A 22,630-nucleotide genomic window follows, 5' to 3' on the forward strand; every position below is an offset into this window, starting at 1 on the left:
GCAACTAATTGAAGGTTAGTAAGTGGTGGTTATTGATTTATTTTCGTTTTATAGCCTCTTTATATTTTTTAGTTAATTCTCTAAACCTCCAGCGAATAATTAATTTATCGAACATATTTAAGTTTAAATTATTCATTATAAACTCAGGATTTTGCTTTCTTAAATATGCAGTTTGTATTATTGCCTCTTTAATGGTGTTTGTATTAATGTAGCCAACTTTAGATTCTAAGGAGTAATTTCCTCTATCTGACTTAATGTTTTTATAACCTTCAAATAATATGAGCCCGAAACCGCAATAAATAGTAGCTATTTCAGTTAAAAGTTCATTTTCGTTTTCATTTTTTCTAATGATCCCATGTTTTCTTATTAAATAGTAATGAGACATTTCATGTGCTAAAATTGCTGTTTTTTGAAAAAAATCTTGAGTAGAAGTGTTTTCATTTATATAAATACAATTTAAATCACCTATCGTTTCAAATTTTCCAGCATCAATATTTTTGATTGTAATAATTTTAATAGGTTCATTAATCAGCAAATGTTCTCTCATCGCATCTGCAACTTTCTGCAACTTTTCTTGAATATGCATTCCAAACTCTATTTTGGATGTAAGAAAAGTATTTAATAATTGATAGTTATATTTTGTACATTTTTTTGGTAATCTTTTTTTAAGAAAATTTAATTCTGCTTTAATTTTTTGCTTGTCAATTTGATTAAAATAATCGTCCAAAATAGTTTATGAGATATTAATGAATAAAAAAAATAACTTAAAAGTAAATTTAACTATAATTATTTTTATCGCTTATAAATTCAGTTGGTACGAAATCTGTTAGCCAAACATTATTTTCAGAGCAATAAAATACGTGTCCATTTTCTGCCATTTTTAAAGACATTATTTCAAGAATAACAGGCTTACCGTGTCTTTGTCCGACTTTTAAAGCCGTTTCTTTATTGGCACTTAAATGAACATGATGTCTATTCATTTTTTCTATACCCGTTTTTAAAATGCTTGCAACAGATTTTTCTCCGGTTCCGTGATACAAAATCTCTGGAGGTATTACTGATTTAAAACCATGGTCGATATCAATTGAATGCCCTTGGTTTGCTCTAATTTTTGTTTTATCAGCATTAAATCTAAAACGTTTCTTTTTATTTGTTTCAACAATAAATTGTAGTATTTCAAAATCAATTGCCTGTTTGTTTGAATTCATTTTTAGTAATAAATCAGCTACACTCGTCCAACCAGCAGCATCAAGTTCAATGCCTATTTTTTCGGGAGCATGCCTAAGTATTAAACTTAAGAACTTACTTAGTTTTGTGTTGTTTTTTTCGTTTATCATAGTTTTTAATTTTTTAGTGGTGTTATTAGAAAACTCTATAATAATAGTTATTCTTTTCTAATTAATTGAATAGCATCCATTCGTATGCGTGCATTTTTAATGAGCGATGTTAATGCTAGTTGTTCGTTCAATGCTGTTTCAATTTCTTCAGGTCTAATATTGTTATTATTGTTTTGTAATATTTTTAAACGATCTATTTCATGCTTCAAAGTACGATTCATTCGAGTTAGTCCGTTTGCTATTTCTTTAGTTCGTTGTTCTTCCGCAATTTCTGTAGCAACTTTAATCATATTTGGTAAAAGCGTTTCAACCAATGTTTCACTATCAAGTAAAGGGTCTATTTGCCCCGTACTTAATTTTTTATCTAAGAGTTCAACAGAATATTTATCTGTTACTTCCTTTCCTGTATGATCAACTACAACTCTTACTGGTGTATTTGGTAAAAAACGATCTACATAAATATTTTGCCCTGTTGGTGTTTCAAGAACAAAAATAATTTCTAATAAAAGACCTGGACTTTTAGCTGCTTTTAAAACACCGTAACTAGCGCTACCAGTTCCTGAGCTTAAAACAACATCAATAGCATCGGTTATCATTGGATGACCCCAACTAAGAAAACTTATTTCTTCTCTACTAAGGGCATGTTTTCTGTTAAATGTAACAGATACACCCTCTTGCGGTATTGATGGAAATGTTTCGGTAATTATAGAAGTAGGTTTTAAATAATAGGTTCGAGATGGTCGATCTTCCATTTCAATATCAAAATGACGAAAGACTTTTGTTAAATACTTTTCGAGACTTTTATCTTTATCTGCTGCTTTAATTTGTTTAATTAATTTTTCAGCTACTTTAGGGCGAAAAGAATTCATTTCTAACAATCGATCACGACCATCAGCTAAATTTTTTAAAAGTGCTGTTTGAAAACTAGAAGTATCAGAAATCAACGTTTCTATTTCTGAATTATTTACTGTGTTTTCTTGTGTTTTTAAAAGCGTAAGCAATCGATTACCAAATAATTCAGCAATTTTATTTCCACCTTCAATATTACTTTCAAAAGCATTTAAGCCTTTATGAAACCACTGCGCAAGCAAATGTTGTTTACTATTAGCCAGGTAGGGGATATGAATATGTATATCTTCAGTTTGTCCGATTCTATCTAAACGACCTATTCGTTGTTCTAATAATTCAGGATGCAACGGTAAGTCGAATAAGATAAGATGATGCGCGAATTGAAAATTTCGTCCTTCGCTTCCTATTTCAGAACAAAGTAGTATTTGTGCTCCATTTACTTCAGAAAACCATGCCGCATTTTTATCTCGTTGCACTATAGTAAGATCTTCATGAAATACGGCTGTTTTTAAATTAGCATGTTTAATTAATGCTTTTTCTAGTGCCAGTACTTTTTCTTTACTCTTACAAATAAGCAATATTTTTGCAGGATGAATTTCTTTAATCATGGTTAATAACCATTCAACACGTGGGTCTTTAGTAAACCAAAATTGTTGTTTATTGGTTGTTTCGTTTTGGGTTATTTCACGTGTAAACTCATTGTTTAAACGATCCATCCAGAGTTCTTTATCTTTTGTAGGTTCTAAAGAAATAAGATGTGCTTTTCGTTTTGGAAATCCACTCATGCTAGCTCTGGTATTTCTGAATAATACTCTACCAGGACCATGTTGATCCAATAAATTCTCAATAAGATTATCCTTTACTACACTTTTCCCTTTTGTTATTGCTTTTAGGTTTTCTTTCGGAAAAAGAGATTTTAAAATTGTGGTATCCTTCGTATTCAAATCTTTTTCGAGATGCAATTTTTCAACAATATTAGCAATAGTTTTATGATCAGAAGATTCATTTACAAAATCATCGTAATTGGCATACCTGTTAGGGTCTAATAATCGGAGTCGGGCAAAATGACTTTCTACGCCCAATTGTTCTGGAGTCGCTGTAAGAAGTAATAATCCTTTTGCTACTTTGCTTAACAATTCCACAATACTATATTCAGTACTAGATTTGTTAACCGACCATTCTAAATTATGAGCTTCATCTACTACAAGCATATCCCAACCAGCAGTTAATGCTTGTTTGGTTCGCTTTGCGGAATTTGCTAAAAATTCTGTACTACAAATAATAAGTTGATTGTCTAGAAAAGGATTACCGTCTGGCGCACTCTCATCAAGTGAAGCACAGCGTTCTTCATCAAAAATATGAAACCACATATTAAAACGACGTAAAACTTCAACAAACCATTGATGTACTAATGATTCTGGAACTAAAATTAGTACCCTAGAAATTCGACCACTTACTAATAAACGATGTAAAATTAAACAGGCTTCAATGGTTTTTCCAAGACCAACTTGATCGGATAATAATACACGAGGTGCATATCTCGAACTTACTTCATGTGCAATGTATAATTGATGCGGAATAAGAGCTATCCTACCACCAACAAATCCGTTTACAGGTGATAATCTTCTCTCATATTCGTGTTGTAAGGTTTCTCTACGTAAAGCAAAGGCTTTAGGAGTATCTACATCGCCCATAAAAAGTCTATCATCTACTCCGTGAATTACCGATACATCGCCAAGTGCTGCTTCCGATATTTTTTGGTCTTTTCCGTAATAGACATATAAGTTGTCCTCTTCCTCAACACGTTTTATAACTAATGGCTGATTTTTGATGTCTTTTATCGTATCGCCTGGTTTAAAAACCACACGTTGTAAAGGAGCGTTTTCAAGAGCGTACATTCGTGTTTCATCAGCTGTAGGAAAATACAATTGCACTTTTCCTTTGTTGGAGTTTGTTAAAATGCCAACACCTAATTCAGGTTCACCTTTACTCGTATATCTTTGATTAGGGAAAAAAACAGTCATAATTTTTTAGTAGCTCTTTATGTTTGTAGAAAATGGAACTTATCTAGTAAGTCACAAATAGTAAATACAAGCAAAACTATAATAAATAGGCGAGGACTATGGATAAATTATAAAAGTTATTTATCGCGCCTTGGCACAAATGTTTTGTGTTCGCTGAGATTTTAAAAACACATTAAATTAAATATTGTTTCTTGAATTGTTTTTATGGCGAATGTATGAGTTTTTAAATTGTGTTTTTCGTAATTATTTTTGTGTATTTGACGTTTTTGGTCGTTTTTACATATTTTTTTATGGTTATTTATCAATAAAAATACCTTTTTTTAAGGTGTTTTTATGATTTTATCAATGAGTGTATCACTTTTATCATATTGCTATATTTTAGCGCTCACTTTTTTAACTTCATATTTTTAGATGCTTTTAAAAACCCTATTTTAAAAGATTGAAAAAAAAGCACCCTCTTTTTTGAGACCACATTCTGCTTTAAACGGTTTTATAGCTATTGATAACATGTGGTTATTTGGATATAAGTTTTTTTTAACACAATTTTATACACAGATAACCAAGTCTAAAAATATGTTTTACAGAAAGTTAATTGCTATAGTCTTAAATAATTATTTGACGATTAATTATTGTTGAGTAAGAACTAGCTACGGAAAATAGGTTTACTATTCCAGAAAGTATTGATACTCTTTTTTCAAAAAACGTATTAATAAATGCTTTCGAAAGAACGGTGATATTACTAGATAAAGTAGCAAACAAATTCGGGTTAGGAACAGTTAATTAAATATTGGCAGCAAATAAAAAATTAAAGTTAATAGAGAAAACATTCGCTGTTATTTATTCATTTTAAAAAACGATCTAAATAATTAATCATGAAAAAAATAGAAGCAATTATTAGAAAATCTAAATTCCGAGTTGTTAAAGAGGCATTGCATAAAGTTGGTGTAAATTTTTTTTCATATTGGGATGTAACTGGCTTAGGAAATGAAAAAGAAGGACATGTTTATAGAGGAGTTACTTTTAGTACGAGCGACATTCAAAGACGTTACTTATCAATTGTTGTTAACGATGATTTTGAAGAGATAACGATAAAAACAATTTTGGATTCCGCTAATACAGGTGAAGTTGGAGACGGAAAAATATTTGTTAGTGAAATTAAAGACGCATATAGAATTAGAACAAAAGAGAAAGGAAAAAATACACTAAACTAAAAATATGGATTCATTAATAATAAATAATGTATGGATGATGATCTGTACAGCACTCGTTTTTTTTATGCATTTAGGGTTTGCGTTTTTAGAAATTGGGTTAACAAGACAAAAGAATACAATCAATATTTTATTCAAAAATATATTTATAATAACAGTAGGGTTATTATTATACAGTATGGTAGGTTTTAACTTAATGTACCCTGGAGATTTTAACGGTTTTATTGGCTTTTCTGGGTTTGGGTTATCTTCTCCATTAACTGCTATTGGTTCTTTAGATTTAACATATAATAAAGGATATACTTATTGGACAGATTTCTTATTTCAAGGAATGTTTGCAGCAACAGCCGCAACGATTGTTTCTGGCGCGGTAGCAGAACGTATGAAAATTTTACCTTTTATGATTTTTACAATCATTTATGTGGGGTTTGTATATCCAATAGCTGGTTCTTGGAAATGGGGTGGTGGTTTTTTACAAACCTTAGAAACTCCTTTTTATGATTTTGCTGGTGCTACCTTAGTGCACTCACTTGGTGGTTGGGCAGCTTTAATAGCGGTATGTTTATTAGGGCCTCGAATAGGCAAATTCAAAAATGGAAAACCACAAGCTATTCAAGGACACAATATACCTTTAGCAACAGCAGGAGTATTGATACTTTGGTTGGGCTGGTTTGGTTTTAATGGAGGTTCTGTTCTTTCTGCCGATCCTGAAGCGACATCACTAACACTCGTAACAACATGTTTAGCTGCGGCTACAGGAGGTGTTTTTGCAGCTTTAGTTTCAACAATTATGTTTAAAAATTTAGATTTAACGATGTTTTTAAACGGAATACTTGGTGGCTTGGTTGCTATTACTGCAGGAGCTGATCAAATGCATCCAACTGATGCAGTTATAATTGGGGCTGTAGCCGGAATTATAATTGTACTTGCTGTTAGCTTCATCGATAAATTAAAATTAGATGACCCTGTTGGTGCTATTGCTGTTCATTTAATTTGTGGAGTTTTTGGGACACTAGCTGTAGGTTTTTTAGGTGAATTAGCGAGCGTAACACAGTTTTTAAGTCAGTTAATAGGAGTCGTTTTTTATGCTTTATTTTGTTTATCAACTTCATTTATCATTATATATACACTAAAGAAAACAATTGGCATTAGAGTTAGTGAAATAGAAGAGTTAGAAGGTTTAGATAGTCATGAACATGGTATGAAAGCGTACCCAGATTTTGATTAATCAGCTATAGAGTTAATAAACATATTGGAATAATTAGCTTTTGCTATGATTGATTTTTCTGTTAGGCTAATGAATTTGATGTAAAACCCAACTTTTGTTGTGTTCTTTTAGTTTTCACGCTGGCGCAAGCGTTGCGTTTGTAGTTATGCAATATCTACATGAGCAAGATGCTCGCGCTAGCGTGTGGTTAAGTGTATTGTTAACACTTCTGCATAACCTAAATCTGTGGTTTCACATACTTTTTGCTATTTTAAAACTTGATTATATTACTGTTTAAGTTTCCTTTTATGATTAACAGTTAATGTAAGACGGAAGTCTTCTCTAGAGTAGCTTGATATATAACCTTTGCTCATTAAGTTTTCTAATAAATTTCTATGATTAAGATTATTATCAATTTTTGCTTTTTTGTTTTTTAGAGTGATTTTTTCATATATAGAACCTAAAGAAATTAAAAACTTCTCTATAAAAATATGTTCAGTATTAAAAATATTTTTATTAAAAATTTCAATTCTATTAGATGAAGAAATATTATTATTTAGAAGAATTTTTTCAATAATTTTTTTATTTATATTAAATGAATTATCTCTTAACAATAGTTGACTAATGAGGTTTAAGTTTTTAACGTTTGATAGGATAGTATTATCAGAACAAGATTCTAAGAGTTTTATTTTTTCTGAATCATTTAAAATTCTTGAATTTAATATTAAAGCTAAATCATTTCCATCTAAATCAAGTTCGTCTATTTTTTCTAAAAATTCAGTTTTAAATTTTTCTAGTAACTCAATATTTAACCCTTCAAATTTTTCTTTTAAGTTATTGTAGTTTTCAATATTTGAAATAAAAATAGAGTTTCTAATTAAAGAATTAATTTTTTGTTTATTTAAAGAACTAATACTAGGATGAGTATATCTCCAAGGAATTGATTTTGTTATTAAATTATAGACTTCGTCTTCAATTTCATTTTTGTTAATTAGCTCAATACAAAACATTTTAGAAGTCTCTTCATCTTCAACTTTAGTAGAGATTGTTGTTGTAGATAACTCTCTTGCATTTTCAATTTCATTAATAAAATTAACAGTTGAGTCTAATATTTTATTCTCAGAGTTTTTAAAGTAGAATAACAAATTATCCCATTTAGGTTCTACTTTGTTGTTTTCAAGAATAAACAGTGCTAAATCATTATTATCTATCTGAGAAATATCTATTATTTTGGTTGTTACTTTCTTGATTATATCTTTTTTGAGTTTTAAACTTAATTTAGAATTATTTAATAATTCTAAATAGGTGTTTTGCTCTTCGTTGATATTAGTATCAATTTCTAAGTATATATTCTTAACGTAATGATCAATGTTTGTATTGATATAACCAATTAGATTATCTGCTTTTGAATTTTTAATAGCAGCGTAATTTGAATTGTCAAAGCTTACTTGTTCAAAATCACCACATTTCTTGATAAATTTAGGTATTATATTTTTGTTAAATTCATAATGGTTATTTTTATAAATAAAGTCTAATAAATCTTCAGGAGAATTATCAAAATCTATATCTGTAAATAGTAAATCTAATTCTTTAATTATTTTCTCGATTTTAGAATGATTTGGTATAATATTTAAAAAATCTTTATCGTTAATAATTGTTTGAACAAGATTAGATTGTTTTGAGATTTTTTTAATTGAAGTTATGTCAGCATATCTTAGGATGTTTTTTAATATCTCTTGCTTTTCTTCAATTGAATAAACTGATTTGTTTTCTATATAATTCCAAAAATTGTCCCAATAATTACAAAGATTCTTAATAAACGTTCCATGATTATTAGAAAATTGAATAAATCGATTTATAAATTCAATTGATGATTCTGATTCGTTTTTTAAGCGATTGAATATTAAGTCTGTTTGACTTTTATAAATATTATTTTTTTTAAGAAGAAAATCGAATAAATCAAAATTTAAAATAAATTCTGTACTAAAATCGGAAAGATTTATTTTTGAAATTATTTTTTCAATTTTCGAAAGCTTATAGTCAAGTTCTAATTTTTGTCTATTTCTTACATTGATAATAAATTTATGATCATTTCTTGTAATACTACCTTCGTGAAATAAAGAAATATAATCAAAGTAATCTTCTGATATATATCCGTTTCTGATTAATGTTGTTATGAAATTCTTGTCTAAATCTTCATTTATGTTTAAATCAATTTCTTCATTTAATTGTAATAATTTAGAGATTTTCAAGTTTCTGACCTTTATTTTTTGTCTCTCCAGTTCTAGTGTTTTTTGTCTTAACGAATTCGACTTATTTGATTTGATATCAGTAATTTCTTGTTCTTTCTCATTGTATGACTTTACATAATCTACTTTATTCTCTATTTCTGAAAAAGAAATTGGTATTTTTTTTATTGGATATTCTAACGTATGATTATAGCGGTTGCTCAGTATTGTAGATTTATAATAAACTTCATTTGTTTTTAAATATTCAAAATTTTCATCTTTAATCAAGTCATTAAAAGAAACAGTTTGGTTGTTAATAACAAATGAGTTAAAGTTATCTAATGTTTCTATTACTCTAATTATATATAATTGTCTAAGTTCATTTGTGTTTTTGATGTTTACTAAATCCAGAGTTTTAATGTTTTCTTTCAGAATAGATATTTCCTCTTTTATTCGATTTATCTCTTGATTTATATGTTTTGATTTGGAGTTTAGAATATTATATAAGTCACCTTCGTTTTTACTTAATGCAACAAAATCATTAGGGTATTTATTTTTATAAGTAATTAAGGCGAATAATTTATCTTGATTCAAAGGAGTTTCTCCATGTTTTATCTTATATAGATAAAATTCATTTGTAATATTGTGAAGTAAACGCATATCATCTATAAAAAAGGAGATGTCTTCAATAAAAGAGTCTGTTAAACCATATTCACAATTTTTATTTTTGTTAAGTAGAATTTCACTTGAATTAGACGAATTAATTACAGGAATCACAGGAATAATAAAATCAAAAAACTTAATTCTTTCATTGTCTGAAAACATATCATCTCTTACCGCATAAATAAATACAATATTTTTCTCCTTGGTTTTTTTAGATTCGTTTAATAAAAGGTTGATTTCTCTTAGCTTTGTAAAAATTTCTGTTTCCTGAAAACGATCAAGGTCTTCAATAATTACAACGTTATAAGCCGTTACGGTAAAGAAATAAAGAATTTCATCTAAATGGTGATTTAGGATTGATTTATTAACATTTTCTCCTAATCCAATTTCTGCGTTTTGAAACTTAAGTTTATTAATTGTAATAGAACTAAAAACTCTAATTGATTTGTAAATTAGAACGAAAAAACCTAGTAGAATAAAGAGAATACTAGTATAATGTAAGATATTACATGTAGTTGTACTTAAAGGATAGTCCTTAAAAATACTTTGGACTAGATGAGGTTTAAAATAATTAAGTAATGCTATTATGAATAATAAAAGACCAAATGAGGTTAAAATTAATTTTCGCTTACTATAGCTCTTAATTTTTTTAAATCTCGAATCAGGAATTTTCTTATCTTCTTCGTGATAAAATATTTGTTGTAAAATACTTATTTCAATACGACTTAAAAGTTCTTCTTTATTCTTTTTAATTGGTTCATCAAGTTTTGTTTTTTCGTCTTTAAAAGAAGCTAAAGAGATGTTCAGAAACTTTAAGTCATTTCCTTGATAATTTTCTGTAAAAGTTTTGATTATAGTACTTTTACCAGAACCATATGGTCCTGTAAGTGCAATGTTTTTTATGCTCTCATTTTTACGATTATGAATAGCCCATTGTAAAGCGTTGGAATAATGATTTTTATCACCACCATTGTTAATTGGAGATAATGATGAATAATCTAGTTCTAATTTTTTTTTGTCAGAAAGTTTAAAATGTAATTTTTCTAGTTTTTTTGAAGTATTTAATAAGGTCTTAAGTAGTTTTTTTTTCATAGATGATGTTTTCTCATAATTGTAGCTAAACTGTATAAGAGGTTTATACCTAATACAAAGTATAAAAAAGTTCTAGCAATTTTTTCTTTGTATCAAATATAAGAAAACCAATAAGTTGTAAAGTATAAAGTTTTTAAGAAGTTATTGACATTTTTATTTTTTACTGATTCAATAATCACAGCTATTCTTGTTTAAGAATAATATTTCTTTGTGTATTTTTCTTATACCTATTTTTAGGAGTAATCTTTTTGTTTGCTGTTGAACTATAGTTTTTACTATTTGGATTTAGAATATAATCAAGCTGATAGGCAATCATTTTTTCAAAAGGAACAAGGAAATTCTTCGTATCGCATTGTTCTAAACTACCTTTTTTAAGTAAATTTAAAACAGTGTAAACAGATTCAATCGTACTAAGACAAAGAGATTCTGGCTGTTGCTTGATAATAAATTTTGATTTTATTTTATTATCAAAACTCACTCTTTGTAGTTTTTGCAGGTTCTTACTTAGTTTAAGCATTTTACGAGCGCAAGGCCATGTTCCATCTAGAATAAAGATGTATGGATTGGTACCCATAAAAGAATTTGTTTCTGAACCTTTTCTTGTAGATAAGTTAAAATTATCTTTTCCAGGATACAATAAGAAAGAAGCACTTTTTTCATCTGTCAGTATTTCATTTACACGGGTATTATTGGTGAAATCTACCCCAACAATAACTTCTGAATTTTCAAGCTGAATATTCGTAATATGTCCCGTTCCGTTTTTTTCTCTTTTATATTCCTTTGGGTGCATCAAAATAATAAAACGAGTCTTGGTTTGTAAAGGACGAATGTGTTTACAAATACACGTGCTTGAAGGTCGCATACATTTGTAACATTTTATTCTTGGGTTTTTTATTTCTGCTTGCAAAATGAATATCTTTTTGTTTTCTAATTGGTAATAATGTTTTTACGCAATTATATCGCAAAGTTAATTAAAAAGCGAAGTATTTGTTGATGAGATTTATTTTATCGAAATAAATAAGCACTTTGTTGTCTGGTTTTTTATTTATTTTTTTGCAAATCGAATCTCCTTTTCATTATTAAAAAATTCTATTTCAAATCCGATTATTTTCGTTTTTATATGAGCTGAAGTCCAATTTTGTCCGCATTGAAAAGAAAGTTCATTTCCCTCAAATTTATAATCAAGGTTATAATTCCCTTTTTCAGAAAGATTAATTCCAATTGTTTTGGTGAATTCAAAAGTTCCGTTTTTTTTCAAATAAAGAGTGTGTTTATTGAAGTCAGATTCTGGAATTCCATTTTCTGCACTTACAATTTTATAAACACCTATTAATTCTTTTTTAGTTGGTTTGTCAGTGAAATAGAGTTGAAATAAATTATACAGAATAACAGTTAATGGGATTCCAATAAATGTTAAACTAAAATTTTTTAATCTGTTATCTTTTTTTATAATTCCTTTGAATAGAATAAAAAATCCAAAACCCATTATGAGAATGAGAATTATTAATAAAATCAGATATTTGAATGCCTCCATAAGGTTTGTTCAGTTTGCGTACAACTAATTATAAGCAGAATTTTATTCGGTTTATTAGTTATTTAAAATGTGATAAAACGAAGCTCGTGCAATTTTTTATTTCATCAAATATAGCAAAATCAATAAGCGGTAAAGAGTAAAATTTTAAGAAGTTTTTAAAAGGAACTTACTTTAATTTTATACAAGTTATTTTTCTAGTTTCGTAGTCTTTTTTTATAAGTTATTTAAACTTTACGATGTGAAGTGAAATTATCGTACACTCATAAGTGAATAAATATACACGGGTGTACAGCACTGTACACTCAAGAATTTTCATAAATAAAAGAGTGTACAGCGTTGTACATTTCTATATTATTTTTAAAAATAAATGTACAAAAAATACTAAAAAAGAAAATATATTGATGTAGTAGACTCCTTCATAATGGTATAAGTGTTTTGCTACTGTTTTTATGTAAATAAAATTTTAAGTATTTATTTCTAATTTGATACATACACGAGTAGGGGCGAGGACGTATTTTATAGGGCAAATTAAAGATGTAAATATTATTCGTTGCTTATTTGTTACCCTAAGCCAAAGTAAATACAAATTAAAGCAATGGTGTCAAAAAAACCATGTACGGCAATAACAAGCCACAAATCGTATTTACGTAAATAGAATATCAATGCTAATAGCGCCCCGACAATTCCTGTAACAAGTTGCCCTGTAATTCCTTGATAACTGTGCATAAAGCCAAAAAAACAAGCTAGTAATACGATATTAAGCAGTATACTGACTTTGCTCTCTCCAAAGAATTTTACAAATTGTCGCATAAAATAACCACGAAAGATTATTTCTTCTCCAAATCCTGCAGAAACCCACACTAATGCTAAAGCAATTAAACAGGCAGGAAGATTTCCTTTTAATTGGTCAAAACTAGAATAATCTATAGGAGCTCCTGTGAGTTTTGTAATTCCTGGAACTAATGCAAAAACATAAAAAGCAAAGAGACCTATTGCAACTAATGGAGCAAGGACAAAGATATTTTTGAAGGTGAATTTTTCACGTTTAAAACCAAGTGCAGAAAATGGTTTCCCTTTGTATTCTATATAATTCGCTATAATGATTAGTATAGAAATAATGATGTTTTCGATGAAGTCGATATGTATTGGTCCAAACCATAAAAGGCAGATGATTGCAATGGTAATTAATGGAATTAATACTTGTGGTAAGGTAATCTTATTCATTTTTTTTGATTTTAAATTCTAAACGAAATAATGAACAAAATAACTGATAACCTCTTTAAATACGTGTGTTTTTACTGAGTGGTCATAAATTTATAACTGAATAGTCGGTATTTTTTTGATTTCTTTTATTGAAACCAATCGATAAATGCTTTTCGTTTGTAACGACTGATATTAATTTCAGCAATCGCATCGTTTTCGATGGAAGTTTTTAATTGGATACGCAACTTACCATTTTCAATTTTTTCAATTTGATCTACAGCATCTTTGTGAATGATAATTTGTCGATTGGCTCTAAAAAATAATTGATCGTTTATTTTTTCTTCGAGTTCATTTAATGTAAAATCGGTGGTAATTATTGTACCATTATTTTTAACTGTATACACAATTTTGTTTTCGCTGTAAAAGCAGGCAATATTTTCATAGGTAAGCTTCGTCATTTTGGCGCCAGTTTCAATTGTAATTTCAGCATCTTTTATAGAAAGCTTATGTAAATTGTATATGTTTTGTGTATATGATAAACCTATGAGAATAAAACTTATTAATAAGCTAACTAGTAAACCAATTAATAAATAATAGAATTCTGTTTGAGCACCTGCAACTATATTTAAAAGAATGTTTACAGGAATATATACGATTGTAATATATCCTAAAGTAGACCCCATAAACCATGAGATAGTTACAGCCTCTACTTTTTTAGAGAAATGCTTTTTTTTGTAAAATTTAAAATTAAGAGATGCTATGATTTCAATGAGAACACATAAAAGAATAGTTGATAGAAAACCTTCTAAGGGAAATCTATAGGATTCACTATAATATGGAAAGCTATCGGGTGTTGCTAAATGATTTAGGACTAAGGAAAAAAGAATTAATATAATTACTTTCTTAAACCAATACCATGTAGCACTACTTATAAATGTATGCCATACTGTTTTTATGGTATTCTTGGTTGGTTGTATAGTACTCATGAATTAGAAGCTCTTTTTTTGTCAGATTCAAAAGTAAAGAATTATTTTTTCTATAAATTGTTACTAAGGATATTGCTTGTCATTCACTTTTACTCTTTATATTAATTCGTTTTTAGCTGAACAATTTTATTGATGTCGTCAAAATTAGAAATTATTAATTCCATTTCATTATTTGGATACATTTTCTCTTTCCCAAATTCCTCTTCACAAGCTTTGAAGTTAGATATAGCGTTAAATATCTCACCAAAATTTGAGATAATTCCTTGTGGGTAAAAACATAAAATATGAGTTTTAACTTTTTCTCCAATTTTATATTTCATTTTTAACTTATTCCAGTTTAATTCAAATCTGATCATTGATTCTTTCCATAAAATGTCAAATTCCTCTTTAGAGCTATAGTTCATAAACTCTAAGCTATCCTTTAGATTTCCTTCTGGTAGAAAAAATGATTCGTGTTCAATAGTTAAATACGTATTGGTTAAATTATTTTCTGTCTTATAGATGGCTCTTTCACAATAGAGCTCTTCATCTAATTCTAGAAAGCATTCTGTGTTATTTTCGTCTTTATATTTAAAATAACTTTTCATTCTTGATTATTGTTTTCAAATGGTATATAACAATTTTTAAATGTGTTGTATAAAACCTTTTTAAGGAGATTAAATATTTACTACCTTGGTGCGTATATAATAAAAATAAACACACTAGTGTGTTTATCCAACTGTTGTACACAAGCTAAAAAAAAATAGATGAAAAAAATAATATTACTAATATTTACATGCATATTTACCATAAATGGATTCTGTCAAAAGCCATTGAAACTGGATAGAGATTTAAAACTAAATAAAAGGAGTTATAAACGATTAGTGAAAGAGAAAGGCTACGATTTGATATCATCATTTAACAAAATCAGCACCAATCCTATTTTATTATATGCATTGACCATGAAAAACGGTAAACTAGGCTTAATTGATAGTAGTGGAAATGAAATTTTAAAAAATGAATACAATGATATTGTAGGAATTGAAGAAACTAAAAGCCCTTTCTATGAATACCATAATCATTTATTATTAAAAAAAGGAAAAAAATGGGCTTTGACAAATATTAGTGGGAAATTGCTTTCAAAATTCGAGTATGACTTTATTTCATTTGAAAAATCTAAAAAGATAGATGAAAGACAATTTCCAAATAATAGAAGTATTTCTATATTTAAGGACTCTATTTTTAAAGCGTACCTTGATCCTTACGGCACAAAGTACGTATATCTTAACTTAAAAGGAGAAAAAATTAACTTCTTAGGTCGTCAAGAGCAAATGGAGGAAGAGGAAAAACAAAGAAGAAGCTTAAGCAATCAAAACAAAGAAATACGCTTAAATATTAAAGGGAATAACTACAATATACCTAAAGAATTAGGAGAAGCAAAACCTTATGAAAATCATTTATTTGAAGTTAAAAAGGTAAAAAACAAAAAGTACCTTAAAGGTATCTATGATACAATTCAAAAAAAAATAATAGTCCCAATTGAATATGATTTTTTTCAATACACACCTAAAGTAAGTAAAGAAAACTATTTTATAGTATCAAAAAACAAAAAAAAGTACTTCTTAGATGCTTCAGGGAAAAAAATTAACAATTTATCTTTTAAAAATATACGTGAAATTCGTGGATCAAAAACAAGTGCTTTTGTTGTTACAAACGAGGAAGGGAAAAAGGCAATTTTTGATATGAATTTTAAGCCTATTACAGATTTTTTGTATCGATACATTTCACATTCAAATACCCTTATACTAGGAACTATTGATAAAAAATATACTTTATTAAATTTTAAAGGAGAAACCATAAAATTTAATGTGGAATATGATAGGATTATTTTAAAAACAAATGAATACAAAGATATCGTTGAAAGTTTTCATTTTATGAGTAAAGATGGGAAATTGGCAATTATAGATAAAGAAGGAAAACTTGCATCCAACTTTGACTACGAAAAAATCATTCCGGAATGTTATGTCATATCAGGTAATTACAGCTTGCATGAGGAGTTTAATATGACAGCAAATCACCCTAACAGATTTATTTATTTCAAAAAAGATGGTAAATATGGAATTATGGACAATAATTACAATATTATTTTGGATAATGATTATGATATGATTTTAGAATCAATTTTCACTCATTTTGTTTATCTCGGAAAAAAAATAGGTACTAACTCTAGAAAAAATAAATGGGGAATTTATAATGTTAAAGATAGAAAGCTATTAGTACCAATTCAATTTAATTCTTGGATTTATAGAAGTGATTCGTTTTTTGTTGTTCATAAAGACAATAAATATGGGGTGTATGATAAAAAAGGAGATGTCTTACTTCCACTCGAATTTGAAGAAAGAATAAGTGTTGAAAAGCTTTATAATGGTCTATATTCGTTTTCATTTTATACAAAAGGTGTTCCATTTGCATATAAAGATTCATCAGGAAAAGTCTTTTATATAGATAAAAATAATTAAGCTAACAATATTGGTTTTAAAACAAGTAAAGCCAGTTGCTAACAAAGAACTGAGGTAAAAAACAAATCTTTTCTTCATTAAATTAATAGAATATTATTCTAGGTTGAAAATGCTATTACTTGGTATTTTGAGCTTTTATTTTTTAGATAAACACTACTTATTTTGACAAAACGAAAACATACTTTTCATCATAAGGTAAACCCGATTTTGCAACACAAAAACTTTGTTTTATTAACTTATTTGAAACAGCCAACGTGATTTTTAGTAGAAAAGAAAGCCAATTACAATATTGTCGAAGTCTATGCTTCACTGTATAAATTAACCTTAATTCTCTCTTTTATTCTTGCTGATTTATAACTCTTAAATTTAACCTTTTTATTAAATTACTAATTTAAACCGTGTAAAATTAATTGCTAGCTTTAGCTCACTTGGGAAATTCCTTCGGAATTTCGCCGTTCGTGTTTAATCTAGTAAATTAGTTGCTTGAAACGCGGAACTAATCTTACATAATAGCGTTGGTGGTAATTAAAAAAATGGAAAAATTAAAGAACTGTATTTTAAGTCAAGTAGCTATTGAGAAAAGATCAATGGATAATATTCTTTCTGTTTTTGAGCCATTAGAAATAAATAAAGGGGAATTTTTACTCAAATCAGGGAAAATTTGTCAAAAAATGGCATTTATTGAATCTGGATATATGAGAATGTATGATATAGTAGACGGAAAGGAAATAACATTATGGATTGGTAGTGATGGTAGATTTATAACCTCTCTTTCAAGTTTTATTTTTGAAACAAAAAATAATTGGAATATACAAGCAATCACCGATTGTAAACTTTATATCATCAATCGAAAAAATCACTTTAGACTTAATAAAACAGAACCTAAATGGTTAGAGTTTGACAATATATTATTAGCGAATTCTTTTGCTTTGCTGGAAAAGAATATGTTCTCTCAACTACACACAACAGCTAAACAACGTTATGATAGTTTAATCAAAGAAAAACCTGAACTTTTTAAAAATATTCCTCTTCAGTATATAGCTTCTATGTTAGGAATTACGCCAGAATCATTAAGTAGATTGAGAAAAATGAATTAACTATCATTTGTCAAGAGAGAGATCGTTTCATTTATAGAAATTTGCAGGAATAAAATTCTATTCCAATGAACGAACTACAAAAAACTTTAAAAGTCAATCCTTTATTCTCAAAATGCATCAGGTATAATAATGGTTTTATTAAATCGTCAAATAGCTGGTTTATTTGGAACAACTAACAATACTCTTTTTTGAATGGTTGGACTAATAGGAATCTACTTTGCCATAACAACATGGTATGAAAAATAAAACAAAGGAGGCTTGCTGTTTTGTAGATTATTATTCAAGATTATACTTGGGTAATAGGTAGTTTAATACTCGTAATCATTAATTCTTTTCAAATTACCCAAATAGGAAATCTTATAATTGGAATTATTGCCTTAATAGTTTTGTATATGGGAATAAATCAAATGATTGCATTAAAAAAACTACTGCTAAAAAGGTATAAAAAACATAGGGCATTTGTGTTAACTCCAAAGACCTATGAATATTTACAAAGTCCGCCAAAACAAAGTACATATAAACTGACCTACGTTCTAAACGTTAAGTGTCATTAAAACATAGTTACATGATTGAATATAACAACATAGCGGTTCAAAAAATTAAAGTTAATGGAGTTACCTTTGGCTTAAGACAAGTGGGAAGTGGAGATGACTTAGTTCTCATACATGGATTTCCAACACATGGATATACATGGCGAAAGATACTACCTCAATTGAGCGAAAAATTTAGATGTCATATTTTTGATTTACCTGGACTTGGGGATAGTGAATGGAGAAGTACCTCGAATTTAAACATTGATGTACAAGCGATAAATTTGACTCAAATCTTAAACAAATTAGGAGTTGATAAATTCAATTTATTAGCACATAATTCAGGAGGAACCATTGCGAGGTTGGTAGCGATTCAACAACCAGACAGTGTGAAAAACTTAATTTTAATAAATACTGAAATCCCAAATCACAGACCTCCTTTCATTGAACTATTTCAAAGAATTTCTCGTCTACCATTCTCATCTTTCCATTTTAAAAAGAAATTGAGTCAATTAAAATTTGTAAAGTCATCGATGGGCTTCAAACAAGCATACTATGATCGAACTATGCTCGATGATAACAAAAATCTTGAGCCTTATTTAAATCCATTAATAAAATCAAGGGCTAAAGTAAAGGGAGCGTTCAGATTCCTAAGGGGTATCGATTGGAAGTTAATTGATGGATTCGCTGAAACTCATAAAAATATAAAAGCGAATGTATTATTTATTTGGGGAGAAAACGACAAAACATTTCCGATAGGATTGGGGAAAGAAATGATAAATCAATTTACAAGCAAAGTTGAATTTAAAACTATCAGCAAGGCTTCATTACTTCCTCATGAAGAAAAACCAGATATTGTAGCACAGGAGGTATTGAAATTTATTAGCTAAATCGCCACCTAACAAAGAACTGAGATGAAAAACAAACAAATTCTTCGTTAATTTTTCGCAATATGAGTCTAGACTCAAAATACTACTACTTGTATTTTGAGTTTTTATTCCCTGTATATTCACTACTTATTTAGGCAAAACCGAAATGTATTTTTCATCATAAGGTTTTATTAACTTATTAGAAACAGCTATTAAAGATAGTTTTTTACTCTTTCCTTTATTTACTAATAGGCAAACAAAATCAATAAGTTGTGTAGCATAAAGTTTTTAAGAAATTATTGACACTTTTTATTAATTTCGCAGCTCAAAATATATACGCATGATTACTGTAGATCAATTAACGGTTGAGTTTAGTGGAAAAACCTTATTTAAAGACGTTTCGTTTGTAATAAACGAGAATGATAAAATAGCCTTAATGGGTAAAAACGGTGCAGGAAAATCGACCATGATGAAAATTATGGCAGGTGTTTCTAAAGCTACTAAAGGCGGAGTTAGAAGTCCGAAAGATACAGTAATTGCTTATTTACCACAGCATTTGTTAATGGAAGACAATTGCACGGTACGCGCAGAAGCATCAAAAGCGTTTGACGCTATTTTTACGATGAAAGATGAAATGGAATCGTTGAATAAACAGCTTGAAACGCGTACCGATTACGAATCGGAAGAGTACATGAAAATTATTGAGCGTGTTACCGATTTAGGAGAAAGCTATTATGCTTTAGAAGAAGTTAATTACGAAGCAGAGGTAGAAAAAGCACTAAAAGGTTTAGGGTTTAAACAAGAAGATTTTGATCGTTTAACATCAGAATTTAGTGGTGGTTGGCGTATGCGTATTGAGTTGGCTAAAATTTTATTGCAAAAACCCGATTTAATTTTATTAGATGAGCCTACCAATCACGTAGATATTGAGTCGGTAATTTGGTTAGAAAATTTCTTACTAAACAAAGCAAAAGCAGTTGTAGTAATATCGCATGATAAAGCGTTTATTGATAATATTACCAATAGAACTGTTGAAGTTACTATGGGAACGATACATGATTATAAAGCGAATTATTCCCACTATTTAGAGCTACGTAAAGAGCGTCGTTCGCATCAAATAAAAGCGTATCAAGAGCAACAAAAAACAATTGCTGATATTAAAGGGTTTATAGAGCGTTTTAAAGGAACATATTCAAAAACAAACCAAGTAGCATCGCGTGTTCGAATGTTAGAGAAAATTGTACCTATTGAAATAGATGAGGTAGATACTACTTCTTTAAAATTACGTTTTCCACCATCGCCACGTTCTGGTGACTATCCTGTAAAAGTGGAAGGTTTAACCAAAAAATACGGAGACTTAACAGTATTTGAAGATGCTAGTTTTTCAATTGCTCGTGGTGAAAAAGTATCGTTTGTAGGACGTAACGGAGAAGGGAAATCGACTATGATAAAAGCTATTATGGGAGAAATAGATTTTGATGGTGAATGTGGTTTAGGGCATAATGCTAAGGTTGGGTATTTTGCACAGAACCAGGCATCATTATTAGATCCTGAATTAACCGTTTTTCAAACGGTAGACGAAGTTGCTGAAGGTGATGTACGTACGCAAATTAAAAACATTCTGGGTCGTTTTATGTTTGCTGGTGATGATATTGAAAAGAAGGTAAAAGTACTTTCTGGTGGAGAGAAAACACGTTTGGCAATGGTTAAATTATTATTAGAGCCAGTAAATGTGTTAATATTAGATGAGCCTACAAATCACTTAGATTTACGATCGAAAGATGTAATTAAAGAAGCTTTATTACATTTTGACGGAACCTTAATTTTAGTGTCTCACGATCGTGATTTCTTACAAGGTTTATCAGAAAAAGTATTCGAATTTAAAGAGCAACGTGTTATTGAACACTTTGAAACGATTGATGTGTTCTTAGAAAGAAATAAAATTAAAGCATTAAAAGAAATCGACTTATAAATGTCCGTTTGAGTGCGGTCGATAATTTTTGGTTATCAAAAAGAATCTCGATTGCACTCAATTAGATATAATTGGTTATTTATTCTGAAAACTTATCAGCTAAAAGATTCCATAATTCAGGGTAGCCATCATCGTAACCTAAAGCCCAAATACCAACACCGCCAATATTGTTCTTTTTTATCCAATCGTATTTTATGGCTAAAGATTTGCTATTTTCAAACCAAATTTCTTTATATGCGTTAACATCTTTAAAGCTAAGATAAGTAGAGGCACTTTCAGAATCAAACTGTAATGGTATTTTTAAAGAGTCGATGTAAATTCTTTTAATAGTTTTATAAGCTGGGTGAGATTTAAACTTTTTTACTTTTGAAGGTGTTTTTTTATTAGAGGTGTACCATTCCGCCCCATAATAAGGCAATCCAACAATTAGTTTTTGTGCTTTTACACCTTTTTTTAAGTAATTGTTTATTGAACTCTCTAATCCGTTACCAAATTTTTTGCTGTTTTTTAAAGGCGTTACAGGCCCCGCATAAGAGCTAAAACTTCCATAATAATCATAGCCCATTAAAGTGTAAAAATCAATGAAAGGGTTCAGTTCTTTAATATTAAAAACTTTATTCCAGTCATTGGCATACAAACACAAAGAAATCATATAGTTTGGATTCGCTTTTTTTAGCCTTTTTGAAATTAGAGAAACAAAGGAGCTAAGTTGTTTTCTGTCTTTTCTAGCAATACCTTCAAAATCAATATTAATTCCATTAGCTTTTCTGTAAGCTAGTAAATCAATTAAGTTATTTATTAAAGTTTCTTGAGATTTTGTATTATTTAAAAAAGTACTATTATTTTTTCTTCCGAAGTTAGATACAGAAAGAAAAACATTACAATTGTGTGCTTTCGCGCTATCAATTAACGCAGTTGTTTTCCATTGATGAATGCTTTTATAACCACCAGTTTCTGGTTTAACAATATATGAGAAATATGAAATTCCCCAAAGCATTTCAAAATTATAGTTTTTATAAGAAGAACCATTTGAGTATAAATGCCAACCAAAGGTTTTGTATTTTGAATTCAACTTTCCTTTTTTATGTATCGTCTTTTTGTTAGAAATGTGATTAAGACTGTCCCATTTAGTTTCACTAAAGCTCTTCGTATTTTTAAAACGTGAACTTCGTGAACTGGTTATGTTTTTATACTCTTTTTGATATTCACAGCTAAGTAATAGATTAAATAATAGCAATATAATTGCTGTTTTATTTACTAAAACTATATTTCTTTTAAGATTGAAAGTGTTTAGATCCATTTAATGAGAATATAGTTTCTGTAAATATATAAG

The 22,630-nt window shown here is 28.6% G+C and carries 16 protein-coding genes and 1 pseudogene; 6 read left to right on the forward strand and 11 right to left on the reverse strand.

All coding sequences use genetic code 11. The features are described 5' to 3' along the window. Positions 1–37: 37 nt before the first annotated feature. The 3 genes from H518_RS0104910 to rapA are packed head-to-tail and all read right to left on the reverse strand — an operon-like array spanning position 38 to position 4,210. Positions 38–727: a hypothetical protein gene (locus H518_RS0104910; protein ID WP_028888035.1), complete on the reverse strand. Its 690-nt coding sequence runs from the start codon at positions 725–727 to the stop codon at positions 38–40. Positions 728–776: 49 nt separating this feature from the next. Continuing rightward, the gene (locus H518_RS0104915; protein WP_028888036.1) at positions 777–1,334 is read right to left on the reverse strand and encodes an RNA 2'-phosphotransferase; all 558 of its coding nucleotides are present in this window, start codon (positions 1,332–1,334) and stop codon (positions 777–779) included. 50 nt (positions 1,335–1,384) lie between these two features. Further along, entirely contained in the window at positions 1,385–4,210 is a 2,826-nt protein-coding gene (gene rapA / locus H518_RS0104920; RefSeq protein WP_028888037.1) for an RNA polymerase-associated protein RapA, read from the reverse strand. Between the two features lie 872 nt (positions 4,211–5,082). On the opposite strand from rapA, the gene H518_RS0104925 reads away from it, so the two are divergent. Further along, the gene (locus H518_RS0104925) at positions 5,083–5,421 is read left to right on the forward strand and encodes a P-II family nitrogen regulator (protein ID WP_028888038.1); all 339 of its coding nucleotides are present in this window, start codon (positions 5,083–5,085) and stop codon (positions 5,419–5,421) included. Positions 5,422–5,425: 4 nt separating this feature from the next. Continuing rightward, a complete protein-coding gene (locus H518_RS0104930; RefSeq protein WP_028888039.1) occupies positions 5,426–6,646 on the forward strand; it encodes an ammonium transporter in 1,221 nt (406 codons plus the stop codon). Between the two features lie 266 nt (positions 6,647–6,912). Here the strand turns inward: H518_RS0104930 and H518_RS0104940 are convergent, their stop codons facing one another. The 6 genes from H518_RS0104940 to H518_RS0104965 all read right to left on the reverse strand — a co-directional run bounded on the left by H518_RS0104940 (position 6,913) and on the right by H518_RS0104965 (position 14,918). Then, positions 6,913–10,608: a YobI family P-loop NTPase gene (locus tag H518_RS0104940; RefSeq protein WP_028888040.1), complete on the reverse strand. Its 3,696-nt coding sequence runs from the start codon at positions 10,606–10,608 to the stop codon at positions 6,913–6,915. A 181-nt stretch (positions 10,609–10,789) separates the two neighbouring features. Further along, complete coding sequence (locus H518_RS19245; RefSeq protein WP_262509209.1) at positions 10,790–11,515, reverse strand: tRNA-uridine aminocarboxypropyltransferase; 726 nt, start codon at positions 11,513–11,515, stop codon at positions 10,790–10,792. Between the two features lie 138 nt (positions 11,516–11,653). Then, complete coding sequence (locus H518_RS0104950) at positions 11,654–12,094, reverse strand: hypothetical protein (protein ID WP_028888042.1); 441 nt, start codon at positions 12,092–12,094, stop codon at positions 11,654–11,656. 609 nt (positions 12,095–12,703) lie between these two features. Further along, positions 12,704–13,366 (reverse strand): CPBP family intramembrane glutamic endopeptidase, encoded by a 663-nt coding sequence (locus H518_RS0104955; protein WP_028888043.1) that lies wholly within the window; start codon positions 13,364–13,366, stop codon positions 12,704–12,706. A 125-nt stretch (positions 13,367–13,491) separates the two neighbouring features. Continuing rightward, positions 13,492–14,331, reverse strand: coding sequence for a LytR/AlgR family response regulator transcription factor (locus tag H518_RS0104960; RefSeq protein ID WP_028888044.1), 840 nt, complete (start codon positions 14,329–14,331; stop codon positions 13,492–13,494). A 101-nt stretch (positions 14,332–14,432) separates the two neighbouring features. Beyond that, the gene (locus H518_RS0104965; RefSeq protein ID WP_028888045.1) at positions 14,433–14,918 is read right to left on the reverse strand and encodes a hypothetical protein; all 486 of its coding nucleotides are present in this window, start codon (positions 14,916–14,918) and stop codon (positions 14,433–14,435) included. Between the two features lie 159 nt (positions 14,919–15,077). Between H518_RS0104965 and H518_RS19250 the strand changes: the two genes are divergently transcribed. From H518_RS19250 to H518_RS0104985, 3 genes are all read left to right on the forward strand, one after another. Further along, a complete protein-coding gene (locus H518_RS19250; protein ID WP_155995163.1) occupies positions 15,078–16,829 on the forward strand; it encodes a WG repeat-containing protein in 1,752 nt (583 codons plus the stop codon). 533 nt (positions 16,830–17,362) lie between these two features. Further along, positions 17,363–17,926 (forward strand): Crp/Fnr family transcriptional regulator, encoded by a 564-nt coding sequence (locus tag H518_RS0104975; RefSeq protein ID WP_043706495.1) that lies wholly within the window; start codon positions 17,363–17,365, stop codon positions 17,924–17,926. Positions 17,927–18,491: 565 nt separating this feature from the next. After that, a complete protein-coding gene (locus H518_RS0104985) occupies positions 18,492–19,346 on the forward strand; it encodes an alpha/beta fold hydrolase (protein ID WP_028888047.1) in 855 nt (284 codons plus the stop codon). Positions 19,347–19,472: 126 nt separating this feature from the next. Here H518_RS0104985 and H518_RS21600 read toward each other — a convergent pair. Further along, positions 19,473–19,574, reverse strand: a pseudogene (locus H518_RS21600) (IS110 family transposase); the annotation flags it as partial. Positions 19,575–19,665: 91 nt separating this feature from the next. Here H518_RS21600 and abc-f point away from each other — a divergent pair. Then, the gene (gene abc-f / locus H518_RS0104990; protein ID WP_028888048.1) at positions 19,666–21,297 is read left to right on the forward strand and encodes a ribosomal protection-like ABC-F family protein; all 1,632 of its coding nucleotides are present in this window, start codon (positions 19,666–19,668) and stop codon (positions 21,295–21,297) included. A 79-nt stretch (positions 21,298–21,376) separates the two neighbouring features. On the opposite strand, the gene H518_RS0104995 is transcribed toward abc-f, so the two are convergent. Beyond that, the gene (locus H518_RS0104995; RefSeq protein ID WP_028888049.1) at positions 21,377–22,597 is read right to left on the reverse strand and encodes a glycosyl hydrolase family 18 protein; all 1,221 of its coding nucleotides are present in this window, start codon (positions 22,595–22,597) and stop codon (positions 21,377–21,379) included. Between the last annotated feature and the right edge of the window lie 33 nt (positions 22,598–22,630).

Source organism: Tenacibaculum ovolyticum DSM 18103 (genome assembly GCF_000430545.1).
Classification (GTDB): Bacteria; Bacteroidota; Bacteroidia; order Flavobacteriales; family Flavobacteriaceae; genus Polaribacter; species Polaribacter ovolyticus.

Bases quoted from the DNA above. Each gene is read 5' to 3' on its own strand.
- H518_RS0104995 (WP_028888049.1), bottom strand. From the start codon at position 22,597: ATGGATCTAAACACTTTCAATCTTAAAAGAAATATAGTTTTAGTAAAT.
- H518_RS0104955 (WP_028888043.1), bottom strand. From the start codon at position 13,366: ATGAATAAGATTACCTTACCACAAGTATTAATTCCATTAATTACCATT.
- H518_RS0104975 (WP_043706495.1), top strand. From the start codon at position 17,363: ATGGAAAAATTAAAGAACTGTATTTTAAGTCAAGTAGCTATTGAGAAA.
- H518_RS0104925 (WP_028888038.1), top strand. From the start codon at position 5,083: ATGAAAAAAATAGAAGCAATTATTAGAAAATCTAAATTCCGAGTTGTT.
- H518_RS0104940 (WP_028888040.1), bottom strand. From the start codon at position 10,608: ATGAAAAAAAAACTACTTAAGACCTTATTAAATACTTCAAAAAAACTA.
- H518_RS0104965 (WP_028888045.1), bottom strand. From the start codon at position 14,918: ATGAAAAGTTATTTTAAATATAAAGACGAAAATAACACAGAATGCTTT.
- H518_RS0104930 (WP_028888039.1), top strand. From the start codon at position 5,426: ATGGATTCATTAATAATAAATAATGTATGGATGATGATCTGTACAGCA.
- H518_RS0104950 (WP_028888042.1), bottom strand. From the start codon at position 12,094: ATGGGTTTTGGATTTTTTATTCTATTCAAAGGAATTATAAAAAAAGAT.
- H518_RS0104985 (WP_028888047.1), top strand. From the start codon at position 18,492: ATGATTGAATATAACAACATAGCGGTTCAAAAAATTAAAGTTAATGGA.
- abc-f (WP_028888048.1), top strand. From the start codon at position 19,666: ATGATTACTGTAGATCAATTAACGGTTGAGTTTAGTGGAAAAACCTTA.
- H518_RS0104960 (WP_028888044.1), bottom strand. From the start codon at position 14,331: ATGAGTACTATACAACCAACCAAGAATACCATAAAAACAGTATGGCAT.
- H518_RS19250 (WP_155995163.1), top strand. From the start codon at position 15,078: ATGAAAAAAATAATATTACTAATATTTACATGCATATTTACCATAAAT.
- rapA (WP_028888037.1), bottom strand. From the start codon at position 4,210: ATGACTGTTTTTTTCCCTAATCAAAGATATACGAGTAAAGGTGAACCT.